The organism is Thiobacillus sp., from assembly GCA_024235835.1.
In the GTDB taxonomy this organism is placed as follows: domain Bacteria; phylum Pseudomonadota; class Gammaproteobacteria; order Burkholderiales; family Thiobacillaceae; genus PFJX01.
Map to the genome: position 1 here is coordinate 820,531 of JACKLQ010000001.1, position 14,765 is coordinate 835,295.

Here is a 14,765-nt window from a genome sequence, read left to right on the forward strand (position 1 = left end):
CACATTCGCTCCGCTCACTGCCCCCCGAGGGGGTCAGTACGCTTGGGGCGGCCCGGCACGTACTGACATGAGCGTCAAGGACCTCCTCTCCCCCTTCACCGCCTGGAAACACCTGTTCCGGGACCCGGTGTCCATCGAGGACCCCCTGCACCGGGAGGCCGCCCCGCGTTATCGCGGCTTCCACCAGAACGACATCCAGAAGTGCATCGGCTGCGGCACCTGCGAGACCATCTGCCAGAACGGCGCCATCGACATGCTGCCGGTTCCAGGCGTCGAGACCAAGCAGGGCGACTCGGGCCTGCGCCCCCGTATCGACTACGGCCGCTGCTGCTGGTGCGCCCTGTGCGTGGACGTGTGCATGACCCAGTCCCTCACCATGTCCAACGCCTACATGTGGGTGGAAAGTGACCCGGATGCCTTCCGCTTCACCCCGGGTATCGACAAGAAGGCATGGGACAACGCCGAGCTGGGCTACCGCCGGCCCGACGGCCATCGCCTCACCGGCCAGTACCGCATCCCCATGGGCGAGATGCACCCGGCGGATCGCATCGACAACTTCCAGGAGATCGTGCACGGCTACACGAAGGAGCAGGCGGTCCTGGAAGCGGACCGCTGCGTGGCCTGCGGCCTGTGCGTGGCCACCTGCCCCACCCACATGGCGGTGCCCCAGTACATCGCCGCCGTGCGGGATGGCGACTATGAGCGGGGCCTGAAGCTGCTCTACGAGACCAATCCCTTCTCCCAGGTGTGCGGCCGGGTCTGCACCCACAAGTGCGAGGACGCCTGCGCCGCCCGCCACGAGGGCGACCCCATCGCCATCCGCTGGCTGAAGCGCCACATCATCGACCAGGTGGCCGAACAGGTACCCCGCGACCGCTACCCGGACATCATCGGCGGCCCCGGCCCCAGCACCGGCAAGCGGGTGGCCATCATCGGCGCCGGCCCGGCGGGCCTTACCGCCGCCTTCGACCTGGCGCGCCTGGGCCACGCGGTCAACGTGTTCGAGGCCAAGGCGGCGGCGGGGGGCATGACCCGCTACGGCATTCCCGAATACCGCCTGCCCTACGAGGCCCTGGACCGGGACGTGGCGGTCATCGTGTCCATGGGCGTGAAGATCGAATACAACTGCCGCATCGGCGTGGACAAGACCATGGATGATCTGCGGCGGGACCACGACGCCGTGGTGTTGGCCATCGGCCTGCAGCAGGGCCGCCAGACCCGCATCCCCAATTCGGAACACGAGAAGGTCCACCGGGCCGTGGACCTGCTGCACAAGATCACCGCCGGCGAGCCCTTCGAGCTGCCCCACTGCGCCGTGGTCATCGGCGGAGGCAACGTGGCCATGGACATCGCCCGCTCCATCGCCCGCATGCAGAAGCAGCAGTACGGCCATGTGGACGTGGTGGTCACCGCCCTGGAGGAGCAACAGCACTTCATGGCGGACCCGGACGAGATCAAGGAAGCCCTGGAGGAAGGCATCGTCATCCGCGACAGTTGCGGTCCCCAGGGCTGCGAGATCGATACCCATGGCAAGTTGATCGGCCTGAAGACCTGGAAGGTGCTGTCCATCTTCGACGAAAACAAGCGGTTCGCGCCCCGCTACGACGAGGCGGGAGAAACCATCCACGCCTGCGACACGGTGATCGAGGCCATCGGCCAGTTCGCCGACACCTCCCTGCTGGGCGACGCGCTGACGGAGCAGCTGGAATGGAACCGGGGCCGCATCCGCATCGACGCCGACGGCCGCACGTCCGAGCCCTGGCTGTGGTCGGCGGGGGACTGCGTCGCCGGCCCCGACGTGGTGCACGCCGTGGCGGACGGCCATCGCGTCGCCGCCAGCATCCATTCCGTGCTGGTTCCTCAGGAGATAAGCAAATGACCGAAGGCAGAGAAGGGACAAAGGGTGCCGAGGGCACCCATGGCATCGAACGCCTGCGCGGCAAGACCTCACTAAAGGAAATCCTCGAAGTCGCCACCCATTTCGAGGAAGTCGCCCGGGACTTCTACACCGCCCTGATCCCCAAGGTGAGCAAGCGCATCCGCTACCTGGTGGAGGAACTGGCCGCGGAAGAGCAGAACCATTACGACCTGTTCGGCGCCCTGGCCCAGCGTGCCGACATCGCCGACCAGGTGAAAGAGGAGATCCAGCGCACCGCCAGCGACAGCAAGTTCTCCGACTGCCTGCACGTGCCGGACCTGGGGGACAACCCGGACGACCAGGCCGTGCTGCAATACGCCATGGGTCGGGAACACGCCGCCATGACCCACTACGGCGAGCTTGCCCAGACCGCCCCGGCGGGCCCCATCCGCGACCTGTTCGAATACCTGGCCAGCGAAGAGACCAAGCACAAGCTGGAGCTGGAGAAGATCTATTACGCCACGGTCCACAGCGGCGGTGTCTAGCTTTCCCGGGCGCATCTAGAATGCCCCCGTCATGCACTAGGGAGCACCCATCATGAGCTTGCGCGATCTGGCCATTCCCACCGCCGTGGCGGAGCCCGGCATGTCCGTGGCCGACCTGTTCGCCGAATGCGTGCGGGTGCAGATGCCCGGCATTCCCTTCCGTGACCGCTCGGGGAAAATCAATGGCAAGGCTTCCATCCGCCACATCCTGAAGATGACCTGCCTGCCGGACTACCTCATAAAGCATTCCCACGTGCTGGGAGACGGCATCGAGAACCTTCGCCTGCCGGAGATCCACAGCAAGGAAGTGCTGCACCGCACCGTGGACGACTTCATCCTGCCCGATCACTCCATCGTCACCTCCAACTCCTCCGTGACCAAGGCCCTGGCCATCATGGAACAGGATGACACCACCTACATCTTTGTCGTGGACGGAGACGAGTACCACGGCGCCGTCAGCATCATGAGCCTGGCCCAGCACCTGCTGCACCAGGCCGCCCGAACCTGATGGAAGCAGCATGCCCGTAATCGAGGCAACCGGCTTCAATGCCGACATGGCCATCGCCCTGGGCATCCTGGTGGTGGCCTATGGCATGATTTTCACAGAGGTGGTGCACCGGGCCTACGCGGCCCTGCTGGGGGCCGTGGCCATGGTCATGGTGGGGGGCTGGTCCGGCTTCTACAGCCAGGAGGAAGCCCTCTCCGCCGTGGACGGCAACACCATGCTGCTGCTCATGGCCATGATGATGCTGGTGGCCATGCTGCGGCCTACCGGCGCCTTCGAATACCTGGGCATCCGCCTGGCCAAGCTGGCGGGAGGCAGTCCACGCCTGCTGCTGGTCTACCTGTGTGCCGCCGTCAGCGTGCTGAGCATGGTGCTGGACAACGTGACCACGGTGATCATCTTCGCGCCCCTCACCGTGCTGGTTACCCGGCTCCTCAACCTGAACCCGGGCCCTTTCCTAATCGCCGAAGCCATGATGTCCAACATCGGCGGCGCAGCCACCCTGGTGGGTGATCCGCCCAACATCATGATCGGCAGTGCCGCCGGCATCGACTTCCTCAGGTTTCTGGTCCACATGGGCCCCCTCATCGCACCCGTCTGGCTGGTCACCCTGTTCATCCTCATGTTCCTGTTCCGCAGTGAACTGCGGCAGGCGGACATGACCGCAGTCGTGGACCTGGACGAAAACAAGGCCATCACCGATCACCATGCCCTGAGAAGAATCGTCACCGTCCTTGTGGGCGTGGTGGTGCTGTTCTTCCTGCACCACACCCTGCATTGGTACCCCGCCTTCGTCAGTCTCATCGGCCTGGCCCTGGCCCTGACATGGCTGCGGCCCGACCCGGAAAAGCTGATGACCAAGGTGGAATGGTCCGTACTCCTCTTCTTCGCCGCCCTGTTCGTGCTGGTGGGGGGCGTGGACGCATCGGGCCTGCTGCACCTGGTGGGCGCCCAGCTCGCCGAGCATGCCCGGGAACCGGGCCATCTGCTGGCCACCGCCCTGCTGCTCATGTGGGTGGCGGCCCTCTTGAGCGCCATCATCGACAACATCCCCTTCACGGTGACCATGATCCCCATCGTCGCCGCCCTGGAACAGCAGGGGGTGAACGTGACCCCCCTTTGGTGGGCCCTGGCCCTGGGCGTAGGCCTGGGGGGCAACGGCACCCACATCGGCGCCACGGCCAACGTCATCTGCATCGCCGAGGCGGAGCGGGCCCAGATGCCCGAGGCCCGCATCACGCCCGGCCGCTGGCTGCGGGCAGGCCTGCCCGTGATGCTCGGCAGCCTGGGGGTGGCCAGTTGCGCCCTCGCCCTGTTCTTCCCGGCTTTTTCCTGAGGGGCTGAAAGGTTCGCGGCATCGGGCACTTACATGCTTGGTGCCCCACGGAAATCCGCACCCGTCCTCTGATTAGGTGATACGCGGCTTAGGGCGTAAAATGTCCAACTTTCAAGCCCGAACACAACAAGGACAACAACGGGCCGTGCCATCAAGCACCCGCGGCACCCCCTTATCAACCCAAGTAAGAGGAGTCCCAGTCTTGCAAGCAATCATGCAGTACCTGAAGGACCATGGCGAAAGCCTGGATGCGGAAATCGCCCAGGAAACCGGCGTGTCCCTGGAAGCAGTGAGCGAATATCTTTCCAGCCTGGCCGCCAAGGGCGACGTCATCATGTGCCACACCACGCGCTACGTGGATGACGAGCCCGTAGAAGGCATGCTTTACCGTGTGTCCGGCTACGTGCCCATGGCCAGCCCCGGCCGCAAACCCAAGGCCGTCAGCAAGTAGTGTTTTGAGAGAAGCGGGTCCGACGTCCGCTTCTTGCTCGCCCCATGGCCGGCACCCGCCCGGTCCCGGCGCAAGGCCGTTTCCCGCCCGGGGAGTTTCGCCTTAAGCTGGCACTTTGCCACTTGCAAGCGAAGCCATGAGCGACAACAAGGACCGTCTGGACCGCATCGTCCTGGAAGCCCGGCGCAACGCGGAACAACGGGATGCGGGCTACCGCGCCCGGGCCCTCAAGCTATACCCCTGGGTGTGCGGCCGCTGTGCCCGGGAATTCACCCATGCCAACCTGCAGCTGCTGGAAGTCCACCACAGGAACGGCAACCACAACGACAACCCGCCCGACGGCAGCAACTGGGAGCTGCTTTGCACCTATTGCCACGAGCATGAGCACTCCAAGCTCAAGGACATGGCGGGGCGCGAAGGGGCGGGCGGCGACGCTGTGGAATCGGCCACCTTCAACCCCTTCGCGGAACTGAAGGCCATGATGGAATCCAGGAAGGGCAAGAAGCCCTAGCGTTCAGGTGCGGGGCGGTGCAAGAAAATGTTTCATTCGTGGACACGGTCTGCTGAGGATTGACCACCCCCTGGCCGGGTCAGCCTTCATTGCAAGGAAGCGCCGATGGCCTCGCGGATGTCCTGGATGTCGTCCTCGTCCAGGCCCAGATAGGCGGCGGCAGCTTCGTATTGTTCGACCATCCCTTCGTAGCCTTCCGAACCCTGTTCCGCCATGAGGTATTCCGCCACGTGAACGATGGCCACGAGGGCCATCGCCTCGCCGGGCAGGAAGTTCTGGCCGGGGACATAGATCTCTCGGTCATGATGGAATCTGATCGCCCGGGCAATCACATCGGACAGGCCCCAGTTGCGCGCCAGCATGGCACCCGCCACGGCATGGTTGCATTGGAAATGCTGGTTTTCGATGGCCACCCTGTCCCCTTCGCTGCCCGAGTCCATGACCTTGGCATAGGTGGGGAATCGTCGCATCAGGATGGGGATGGCCGCGTCGTGGAACAGCGCGTAGGTATAGGCCAGGTCCGGTGCCACGCCATGCACCTTGCGTGCCGCCAGGCTGGCTGCCAGGGCCAGGGCTCCGGCCCGGTCCCAGAATTGTTCCAGCATCTCCGGCGGCACGCCGGGAATCACGTTGCTCCGCAATGAAACCGCCACCACGGTACACAGGATATTGCGTATGCCAAGCCGGGCCACCGCCTTGGGCACGCTGTTCACGGGGCCGCTGCCGCGGAACAGGGCCGAATTCGCCAGCTTGATGGCAAAGGCCGACATCCCCACGTCCGAGGCAATGATATGGGACAGGGCGTTGATATCGGGGTCGTCCTTCTGGGCTTCCGCCATCACGCGGGTCAGCACGGCCGGACAGGCGGGAATCTCGATGGAGGCCAGCGCCTCGTTCATGTCATCAATATCGAGTTGTTGCGAATCGCTCATGGTGCTCCCTGATCCTCTTATTGTTGGTTGACCGGGCCGGCTTTCATTTCAGAAGGCCAGCCCAGGCTGGATGCCAACATAATCGATCAGGATGACCCTGAAAAGTCAGCCCCGTTGGTAAATCACGAAGTGATACCCCAGGCCAGCGTCGTTGACGTGGGCATGGCGATCCACTTCCTGCCAGGCTGAACGGTCGAACTCCGGGAACCAGGCATCCCCTTCGTACTCGGCCTGGATTTCCGTGAGGTAAAGGCGATCCGCCCGGGGCAGCACCTGGGCGTACATCTCAGCCCCGCCCACGAAGAAGATTTCCGGGTCGTCGCCGCAGGCGTCGATGGCGGCGTCGATGGAGGTGGCGGTGAGACAGCCTTCCATCCCGTAGCTTGCATCCCGGGTGACGATGACTGTGGTGCGGCCCGGCAGGGGCTTGCCGATGGATTCGTAGGTCTTGCGCCCCATGATGATGTGATGGCCCATGGTGAGGGCCTTGAAGTGCTTCAGGTCCTCGGGCAGACGCCAGGGCAGGGTGTTGTTGATGCCGATGACGCGGTTTTTTGCCATGGCGGCGATGACGTTGAGGGTGGGCTTGTTGTATGGGCTCATGTCTTATGGGTTACGGGAGCAACTGACTGATTGTCCTCCCCCTTTGGAAAAGGGGGATTGAGGGGGATTCGAGTGTCCGGGCCCTGGCAGGCGTCTGGAAGCCCCCCTGCCCCCCTTTCCAAAGGGGGGCAAATGGAAAGCATGCGCTGTGATCATTGGCCCCGGGCCTTCACTCGCACGCCGTCGGCGATCTTGTCGTCCGGGTGGGCGATGACCTGGTCGCCGGCCTTAAGGCCTTCCAGCACCTGGGCGTCGAGACCGTTGCGCTGGCCGATCTTAACCGGCGTGACATGGGCCCGGCCTGCCCGGGCCGTGAACAAGGCCCAGCCGTCCTGATGTCGGAACAGGGCGCTGGTGGGCACCAGGAGCAGGTCGTCCCCCTGCCAGAGGATGAAGCTGGCCTCCACCCGGTAACCGTCGCCCAAGGACTGCCAGACCTCCGGCGCGGTGGTGATGTCGGCGATGACCCTTACCCGCTGTTCCTCCACCCCCAGGGCGGACACCTTGGTGAAGCCGGCGGGCTCCACCACCCGCACCCGGCCCTCCAGGGTCTGCTCGCCACCCCAGCGGTCAAGCAGTAGGGTGGCACCTTCCTTGATCTTCACGGCGGCGGTGGACAGCACTTCCACCACCACTTCCAGGGTCTGGGGATTGCCGATTTCCACCAGGGCCTGGCCGGGCTGCACCACGCCCTCGCTCTCGTGGGGCACGGCCAGCACGTGGCCTGCAACGGGGGCGGTGACCTTGATGGTCTCCGCCGGCCCGCCCCTGGCCAGGGACGTGGCCTGGATCAGCGCGGCGCGGGCGGCCTCCACTTCATGGCGGGCCACCTGCACGGAATACGCCGCCGCCTGGCGCGTGGCCTGGCCGGCCTGCAGCCTTGCCCGGGCCTGGTCCACGGCCGCCTGGGACACGAACTTTTCCTTTGCCAGGGATTCCGTGCGGGACAGCTCCTGCTGGGCCAGCACAGCTTCTGCCTGGGCGCTGCGGACATTCTCGCCGGCCACCTTCAGGGCGGCCTGGGCCCCATCCACCCGGGCCAGGGCCTGGGCCCGGGTGCGGGGGTCCAGGCTGGCGGAGGGCGCGGGGTCGATGAGGGCCACCACCTGGCCGGCGGCCACGGCGTTGCCCACCTTGAGCGTGATGCGCCGGACCTGTCCGGCCACGGGGGCGGCCACCACGTATCGCTCCCGCACCCGGGTCTTGCCCTCCTCGTCCACGCTGACGGCCAGGTGGCCCGTGCGGGCCGGTATCAGCTCCACCGCCACGGGACGGGGCATGAACCCGTACAAGAGCCCCCCCGCCACTACCAGGGCCAGGAACAGGTAGCCGATGCGACCACGCCAGGATTTGGTTACTGACATCGCTATTTATTCTCTCGTCTTCAACACGCCCACCAGATCCAGCCGGCCCAGGCGGTGCCACACCAGGAGGCCCGATATCAGGGCCGAGACCAGCACCACCGTGGCCCCCAGCGCGAAATTGTAAGGCTCCAGCACCAGGGGGAGGCGGTACAGATCGGATTCGAACACCACCACCAGGATGCCGCACAGCCCCGCCCCCACCAGGAAGCCCAGGGGGATGGCGGCCAGGGTCAGGGCCCCCAGTTCCCCCAGCAGGATATAGGCGATCTCCCCATGGGTGAAACCCAGCACCCTCAGGCTGGCCAGTTCCCGGCCCCGCTCGGAAAGGGCGATGCGGGCGCTGTTGTAGACCACGCCGAAGGCGATGGTGCCGGCCAGCAGGGTGGCCACCATGTTGAAGAACAGCACGAATTCTCCCAGGGTGGCGTAGAAGCTTCTGATGGCGGAGGCGTGGGCGACGATGCCCAGTACCCGGGGCCGGCCATGGAGGCGGTCGTAGAGCATCTGTTCCGCGCCGGGGTCGTGGGAAAGGTAGGCGCCGGTGACCACGTTGCCCTCCCGCAGCGCGGCGTTGAGGGAATCCTGGCGCATGTAGGCGGAAACGCCCAGGTATTGCTTGGTCAGGCCCAGGACGGGGACCTGGAGCACCTGGCGCCGGCCTTCCAGCACTTCCACCGTGAGCATGTCGCCAGGCCTCACATGCAGAATGTTTTGGGCCAGGTGGTCGGTGAGCACCACGCCGCCGGCAGGCACCTCGATGGGCCGCAGATCGCGGTCCAGGGAACGATGCAAGGTCCCGTCAGGCTGGATGCCGTAGATGGCGGAACGATAGTGGTAATGGCCGAAGCGCAAGTTGGCGGCCACGTCCCGGAAGCCCTCCACGTGGCGCACGCCGGGCAATTGGGCCAGCTCGTGCAGGGCCTTGCCGCTGGTGGGTTCGACGAAGGTGACGGCCAGGTCCTCCCGGGCCGCCTGGCGGAACTGCACGTCCACCATGAAGTCGATGGCACCCCGCTGGTAGTTGCCCACCATCATGAGCCCGCCGGCGCAGGCGATGCCGAAAACCGTGAGCAGGGACTTCAGTGGCCGCCGCTCGATGTGGCGCAGGATCATGCGGGTAGGCTGGTTGAACAGGCGCTGCAGGCCCAGGCGTTCGATGAGGGTGGCGCGGTAGGCCACGGGAATCTCCGAGCGCATGCCCTCCGCCGGCGGCAGGCCCATGGCCCGGCTCACGGACAGCAGGGTGCCCGAGAGGGCCGCAAGGCCGGTGACGGCCAGGGCAATGAGGATCACCCGGGGCTCCAGCACATATTCCAGGTAGGGGAAGCGGTAGAAGTCCATGTACACATTGGACAGGCCGGTGCCGAACCACACCCCCAGGGCCACGCCGCCGGCCACCCCCACCAGGGCGATGCCCAGGACCAGCTTCACGTAATGCCAGCCGATGGACAGGTAGGGATAACCGAAGGCCTTGAGGATGGCAATCTGCTCCCGCTGGGTGGCGATGAGCCGTGTCACCACCACGTTCAGCAGGAAGGCCGCCACCCCCAGGAAGATGGCGGGGAACACCGTGGCCGTGGTCTGCAGCTGCTTCAGCTCCTCGGACAGGAAGCGGTTGGAGAACTGATCCTTGCGGCCGTAGGCGCCGATGCCGCCGTAGGGGGCCAGCAGGGTGTCCAGGCGGTCGATGGCCATCTGCTCCTTGCCAAACGGTGTGAGAGTGAGGGACACGCTGTTGAAGGCACCGTCCATGTCGTAGGCCGCCTCCAGAGCCTTGCGCCCCATCCACAGCACGCCGTAGCGCTTGAAGTCCGGGAACATGGCGCCGGGGGCGATCTGGTAGACGTATTCCGGCGACAAGGCCACGCCCACCAGGGTGAGGGCCTTGCGCTTGCCGTTGATGACCGCGTGGATGCGGTCGCCGGGATGCAGGCCGTGGGCGTCGGCGAAGGTGTCGCTGACGATGACCTCGTCGCCGCTGTAGGGCCCTATCCAGCGGCCCCGCTTCAGGTGCAGGGTGTTGAGCAGGGGCCTGCCCACGTCGGGCACCGAAGACAATACCCCGGTGACCGGGTCGCCGAAGCCTTCCACCTCCAGTTTCACCACCGCCACCACCCGGGTGTCCAGGCGCTCCACGCCGGGTATTTCCCCCAGGCGCTGGGCCACCGCCTCAGGCGCCCGCATCAGGCTGGTGAACACCTGGGCGAAACGGTATTCCCGGTAAAAATGGTCCCGGGTGGTGAGCAGGGAATCGTAGGTGGACAGGGACATGACCATGGTGGCCAGGCCGCCCGCGATGACCGCGGCGATGGCCAGGGCCTGGCCCCGCATGTGCCAGAGGTCCCGCAGGAGCTTGAGGTTCAGGGCCGTCATGATCTAACTCTAGCCCGTCACCAGCTCAATTCTTGGGCTGCCTTCTTCTCCGTGTTGCGACGCTCTTCCACGATGTGGCCGTCCGAGAGGCGGATCACCCGGTCCGCCATGTCGGCGATGCCGGCGTTGTGGGTGATGAGCACGGTCAGGGTGCCCAGTTCCCGGTTCACCTTTTCCAGGGCCTCCAGGACGATGACCCCGGTGGTGGAATCCAGGGCCCCCGTGGGCTCGTCGCACAGCAGCACCGCCGGGTTCTTGGCGATGGCCCGGGCAATGGCCACCCGCTGCTGCTCGCCGCCGGAGAGCTGGGCGGGAAAATGGTCCAGGCGCTGGCCCAGGCCCACCAGGGCCAGGGCCTCCTCCGGCCGCATGGGGCTCCTGGCGATCTCCGTCACCGCCGCCACGTTTTCCCTGGCGGTGAGGCTGGGGATGAGGTTGTAGAACTGGAACACGAAGCCCACGTGATCCCGTCGGAACAGGGTGAGCTCGTGTTCGCTGGCGGCGGAGAGGTTGCGGTCCAGGTAGAACACTTCACCCGAGGAAGGCGTATCCAGCCCGCCCAGGATGTTCAGCAGGGTGGACTTGCCGCTGCCCGAGGGCCCCAGGAGCACCACCAGTTCCCCCGCGTGCAGTTCCAGGTCGATGCCCCGCAGGGCCTGCACCTCCACTTCACCCATGCGGTAGACCTTTGTGAGGCCCTGGGCCAGGAAGACCCGGTCTTGTTGTTCAGCCATGCTTCAGCTTAGGCCCGGCTTGGCTGGCCAGAAACTGTCATGGAACGTGCTTCCCCCTTTTGTAAAGGGAGATGGAGGGGGATTTCCGCGGCATCACCATGGGACACAACGTCAAATCCCCCCTGCCCCCCTTTGCGAAAAGGGGGTATAGGTTTTATGAAGCCCATTTCCATCAGTTGGACCACAACGGCGCCTCCTGCATCAGGGCGATCTGTTCCCGCAACTCGAGGATGCGCTCTTCCCAATAGCGCTGGGTGTTGAACCAGGGAAAGGCGGCGGGAAAGGCCGGGTCGTCCCAGCGCCGGGCGATCCAGGCGGAGTAGTGCAGCAGGCGCAGGGTACGCAGGGCCTCCACCAGATGCAGCTCCCGGGTGTCGAACTCCATGAAGTCCTCGTAGCCCGCCAGCACGTCCGCCAGTTGCCGGGTCATGGCGGCCCGGTCGCCGGAGAGCAGCATCCACAGGTCCTGCACCGCCGGGCCCATGCGGCTGTCGTCAAAGTCCACGAAGTGGGGACCACTCTGTTGCGTGCCCTCGGTCCACAGCACGTTGCCGGCGTGGCAGTCGCCGTGGAGCCGCAGGCTGGCCACCGGCCCGGCCCGGTCGTAGCAGCGCCGGGCCTCGTCCAGGGCCTGCCGCGAAACGCCCTGCCACACGTCCCGCAGGTCCGGCGGCAGCCAGTCGTGGGCCAGCAGGTAGTCCCGGGAATCCTCGCCGAAACTGGCGATGTCCAGGGCGGGACGATGGGCGTAAGGCACCAGCGCCCCCACCGCGTGGATGCGGCCGAGAAAGCGCCCCATCCATTCCAGGATGTCACCGTGGTCGAACTCCGGCGTGCGACCACCCCGGCGGGGGAACAGGGCAAAGCGGAAACCCGCATGGGCGTGCAGGGTCCTGTCGTTCACCGCCAGGGGCGCCACCACGGGAATCTCCCGCTCCGCCAGGTCCCGGGTGTAGGCGTGCTCCTCCAGGATGGCGGCATCGGACCAGCGCCCGGGGCGGTAGAACTTGGCCACCACGACGGGACCGTGAGCCTCGCCTTCCTCCAGCCATATCTGGTAGACCCGGTTCTCGTAGCTGTTCAGGGCGATGAGGCGGCCGTCGCCCCGCAGGCCGATGCCCTCCAGGGAGTCCAGCACCACGTCTGGGGTCAGGGCGCTGTAGGGGTGAGTGCCGGGCTGAAGTTCATCTGTAGCGGTAGTCATGGCGGCATTGTAGAACGCCGGCAGTCTAGAATCCCTTATCCACCCCAGGCCCGCCCCATGCTCCCACCCGACGAATACCGCCGCTTCCAGCGCACCCGCTGGACCATCTTCGCCATCCTGGTGGCGTCCTACATGATGGCCTTCTTCCATCGCATGGCGCCGGGCGTGGTGGCGTCGGACCTGATGGCCGCCTTCCACACCACGGGAGCGGAACTGGGCTCCCTGGCGGCCATGTACTTCTACATCTACACCGCCATGCAGTTGCCCTCCGGCGTGCTGGCGGACACCCTGGGACCCCGCGTCAGCGCCGGCGTGGGCTCCCTGGTGGCGGGCATGGGTTCCATCCTCTTCGGCCTGGCGCCGGACTTCGCCACGGCTTCCGCGGGCCGCTTCCTGGTGGGCCTGGGTGTATCCGTGGTGTTCGTGGGCCTCATGCGCTCCAACACCGTCTGGTTCAGCGAGCGCCGCTACGGCCTGGTCAGCGGCCTCACCCTGTTCCTGGGCAACGTGGGCTCCATCCTGGCCGCCGGCCCCCTGGCGGTGGTGCTGCTGTGGTTTACCTGGCGCAACGTGTTCGTGGCGGCGGGGGCCCTTTCCATCGCCCTCGCCCTCCTCACCTTCCTTTGGGTGCGCAACCGGCCGGAGGAATCCGGCTTCCCCTCGGTGCGAGCCCAGGCGGGAGAGCCGGAGCACTCGCCCAGCCAGCGCCACTGGTGGCCGGACCTGAAGGCCATCCTGGCCAACAGGCGTGTATGGCCCGGCTTCTGGGTGGATTTCGGCGTCACGGGCAGCTTCCTGTCCTTCGCAGGGCTTTGGGGCGTGCCGCTCCTGCGCGACGTGCACGGCCTCGACCGGGGCCAGGCCTCCCTCTACACCACCCTCGCCCTGGCGGGTTTCGCCGTGGGGGCCTTCTTCGCGGGCGGACTTTCGGACCACCTGGCCCGGCGCAGGCCGGTGATCCTGGGGGCCGCCCTGCTTTCCTGCCTGAGCTGGCTGGCCATGGCCTTGCTGCCCTGGGGGGCGGGTCTCTCCGGCTTCATCCTGTACGCGGTGCTGGGCCTGGCCGCCGGGGGCTTCGTGGTCACCTACGCCGCCGCCAAGGAATGGGCACCTCCCGCCAACGCGGGCATGGCCATCGCCCTGGTGAACACGGGCCTGTTCCTGGGGGCGGCCATCATGCAGCCCCTGTTCGGCTGGGTGGCGGACCTGGCCTGGGACGGTATCCTGACAGAGGGCGTGCGGCGTTACCCGTGGGAAGGCTATCGCAACGGCCTGCTGGTGTCCGCCGGCTTCGCCGCCCTGGCTGTTGGAGGCGCGTGGACGCTTCGTGAAACCCATTGCCGTAACCAGACCCTGGCAGCATCCCGCTGAGGCGCCCAACGATCAGGAGGCAGACCCATGGAGACGACCACGGCATTCGGACTCATCATCATCGGCGACGAGATTCTCTCCGGAAAGCGGACGGACAAGCACTTCGCCGCCGTGCGCGACATCCTGGCGGCCCGGGGCCTGGGCCTTTCCTGGGTCGCCTACCTGGGGGACGACCGGGCGCGGCTGACGGAAACCCTCAGCCGCACCTTCGCCAGCCATGACGTGGTGTTCAGCTGCGGCGGCATCGGCGCCACCCCGGACGACCACACCCGCCAGGCCGCCGCCCAGGCCCTGGGCCTGCCCCTGGAGCCCCACCCGGAGGCCCTGCACCTGATCACGGAACGCACCCTGGAAGTGGGCCAGGAGGTCACCCCCGGCCGCCTGCGCATGGGGGAGTTCCCCATCGGCGCAGACATCATCCCCAACCCGGTCAACCGCATCCCCGGTTTTTCCATCAGGCGCCACTGGTTCGTGCCCGGCTTCCCGGACATGGCCTGGCCCATGATCGAATGGGCCCTGGACACCCACTACGCCCATCTGTTCCACCAACACCCCATGGCGGAACAGGCCATGATGGTGTATGGACTGGCCGAGGCCACCCTGACGCCGCTGATGGAGGAGGTGGAACAGCGCTGGCCCGGCATCAAGGTCTTCAGCCTGCCCCGGCTCAACCCCAGGATTTACGAGATCGAACTGGGGGTTAAGGGCCCGCCTGAGCATGTGGAGGCGGCCTTCGAGTTTCTGCGCCATGGCACGTCGAAACTGGGCGGCAAGATCGAAGGACTTGTTTGATGCCGTATAACCACGCGCAGATGTTTGTCTGGTTTGTTGCCAGTGAGAACATGAACTTGTCCGGCAAGGGGGCACCCCTGAACGGCAGCTTATTGGTCTTCAATTAGGCAGCATCTGATGAACACCCGCCGTTCCAGCCAGCCGCTCACCGGCCAATTCTCGGCCATAGCAGGGTTAAGGCTGCTT

General features: G+C 66.1%; 14 protein-coding genes. 8 read left to right on the forward strand and 6 right to left on the reverse strand.

From position 1 onward, the window contains the following. The first annotated feature begins 67 nt into the window (after positions 1-67). From H6935_03980 to H6935_04005, 6 genes are all read left to right on the forward strand, one after another. On the forward strand, positions 68-1,879 hold the full coding sequence (locus H6935_03980) for an FAD-dependent oxidoreductase (GenBank protein ID MCP5277504.1): 1,812 nt from the start codon (positions 68-70) through the stop codon (positions 1,877-1,879). Then, the gene (locus H6935_03985) at positions 1,876-2,403 is read left to right on the forward strand and encodes a ferritin family protein (GenBank protein ID MCP5277505.1); all 528 of its coding nucleotides are present in this window, start codon (positions 1,876-1,878) and stop codon (positions 2,401-2,403) included. The genes H6935_03980 and H6935_03985 overlap by 4 nt, the downstream gene beginning before the upstream one ends. 52 nt (positions 2,404-2,455) lie before the next feature. Continuing rightward, positions 2,456-2,911 (forward strand): CBS domain-containing protein, encoded by a 456-nt coding sequence (locus H6935_03990; GenBank protein MCP5277506.1) that lies wholly within the window; start codon positions 2,456-2,458, stop codon positions 2,909-2,911. Positions 2,912-2,921: 10 nt separating this feature from the next. After that, a complete protein-coding gene (locus tag H6935_03995; protein MCP5277507.1) occupies positions 2,922-4,244 on the forward strand; it encodes an ArsB/NhaD family transporter in 1,323 nt (440 codons plus the stop codon). Between the two features lie 202 nt (positions 4,245-4,446). Continuing rightward, the gene (locus tag H6935_04000) at positions 4,447-4,695 is read left to right on the forward strand and encodes an ArsR family transcriptional regulator (protein MCP5277508.1); all 249 of its coding nucleotides are present in this window, start codon (positions 4,447-4,449) and stop codon (positions 4,693-4,695) included. 136 nt (positions 4,696-4,831) lie between these two features. Further along, complete coding sequence (locus H6935_04005) at positions 4,832-5,206, forward strand: HNH nuclease family protein (GenBank protein ID MCP5277509.1); 375 nt, start codon at positions 4,832-4,834, stop codon at positions 5,204-5,206. Positions 5,207-5,292: 86 nt separating this feature from the next. Here H6935_04005 and H6935_04010 read toward each other — a convergent pair whose 3' ends face one another. The 6 genes from H6935_04010 to H6935_04035 form a co-directional block, all read right to left on the reverse strand. After that, the gene (locus H6935_04010; GenBank protein ID MCP5277510.1) at positions 5,293-6,138 is read right to left on the reverse strand and encodes an HDOD domain-containing protein; all 846 of its coding nucleotides are present in this window, start codon (positions 6,136-6,138) and stop codon (positions 5,293-5,295) included. Between the two features lie 105 nt (positions 6,139-6,243). Further along, positions 6,244-6,741, reverse strand: coding sequence for a dihydrofolate reductase (locus H6935_04015; GenBank protein MCP5277511.1), 498 nt, complete (start codon positions 6,739-6,741; stop codon positions 6,244-6,246). Between the two features lie 152 nt (positions 6,742-6,893). Next, on the reverse strand, positions 6,894-8,105 hold the full coding sequence (locus H6935_04020) for an efflux RND transporter periplasmic adaptor subunit (GenBank protein ID MCP5277512.1): 1,212 nt from the start codon (positions 8,103-8,105) through the stop codon (positions 6,894-6,896). A gap of 6 nt (positions 8,106-8,111) precedes the next feature. After that, positions 8,112-10,478, reverse strand: a complete 2,367-nt coding sequence (locus H6935_04025) for an ABC transporter permease (protein MCP5277513.1) — start codon at positions 10,476-10,478, stop codon at positions 8,112-8,114. Between the two features lie 17 nt (positions 10,479-10,495). Further along, positions 10,496-11,212, reverse strand: a complete 717-nt coding sequence (locus H6935_04030; GenBank protein ID MCP5277514.1) for an ABC transporter ATP-binding protein — start codon at positions 11,210-11,212, stop codon at positions 10,496-10,498. A 172-nt stretch (positions 11,213-11,384) separates the two neighbouring features. Then, positions 11,385-12,416: a serine/threonine protein kinase gene (locus H6935_04035; protein MCP5277515.1), complete on the reverse strand. Its 1,032-nt coding sequence runs from the start codon at positions 12,414-12,416 to the stop codon at positions 11,385-11,387. A gap of 57 nt (positions 12,417-12,473) precedes the next feature. Here H6935_04035 and H6935_04040 point away from each other — a divergent pair, with 57 nt between their 5' ends. Together H6935_04040 and H6935_04045 are read left to right on the forward strand one after the other, a co-directional pair. Beyond that, positions 12,474-13,787 carry an MFS transporter gene (locus H6935_04040; protein ID MCP5277516.1) on the forward strand — a complete coding sequence of 438 codons (1,314 nt, stop codon included), beginning with the start codon at positions 12,474-12,476 and terminating at the stop codon, positions 13,785-13,787. Between the two features lie 27 nt (positions 13,788-13,814). Further along, a complete protein-coding gene (locus tag H6935_04045; protein MCP5277517.1) occupies positions 13,815-14,579 on the forward strand; it encodes a competence/damage-inducible protein A in 765 nt (254 codons plus the stop codon). Positions 14,580-14,765: the final 186 nt, after the last annotated feature.

Coding starts and splice junctions, on each gene's coding strand:
- H6935_03980 (MCP5277504.1), top strand. CDS start 68: ATGAGCGTCAAGGACCTCCTCTCCCCCTTCACCGCCTGGAAACACCTG.
- H6935_03985 (MCP5277505.1), top strand. CDS start 1,876: ATGACCGAAGGCAGAGAAGGGACAAAGGGTGCCGAGGGCACCCATGGC.
- H6935_03990 (MCP5277506.1), top strand. CDS start 2,456: ATGAGCTTGCGCGATCTGGCCATTCCCACCGCCGTGGCGGAGCCCGGC.
- H6935_03995 (MCP5277507.1), top strand. CDS start 2,922: ATGCCCGTAATCGAGGCAACCGGCTTCAATGCCGACATGGCCATCGCC.
- H6935_04005 (MCP5277509.1), top strand. CDS start 4,832: ATGAGCGACAACAAGGACCGTCTGGACCGCATCGTCCTGGAAGCCCGG.
- H6935_04010 (MCP5277510.1), bottom strand. CDS start 6,138: ATGAGCGATTCGCAACAACTCGATATTGATGACATGAACGAGGCGCTG.
- H6935_04015 (MCP5277511.1), bottom strand. CDS start 6,741: ATGAGCCCATACAACAAGCCCACCCTCAACGTCATCGCCGCCATGGCA.
- H6935_04020 (MCP5277512.1), bottom strand. CDS start 8,105: ATGTCAGTAACCAAATCCTGGCGTGGTCGCATCGGCTACCTGTTCCTG.
- H6935_04025 (MCP5277513.1), bottom strand. CDS start 10,478: ATGACGGCCCTGAACCTCAAGCTCCTGCGGGACCTCTGGCACATGCGG.
- H6935_04030 (MCP5277514.1), bottom strand. CDS start 11,212: ATGGCTGAACAACAAGACCGGGTCTTCCTGGCCCAGGGCCTCACAAAG.
- H6935_04035 (MCP5277515.1), bottom strand. CDS start 12,416: ATGACTACCGCTACAGATGAACTTCAGCCCGGCACTCACCCCTACAGC.
- H6935_04040 (MCP5277516.1), top strand. CDS start 12,474: ATGCTCCCACCCGACGAATACCGCCGCTTCCAGCGCACCCGCTGGACC.
- H6935_04045 (MCP5277517.1), top strand. CDS start 13,815: ATGGAGACGACCACGGCATTCGGACTCATCATCATCGGCGACGAGATT.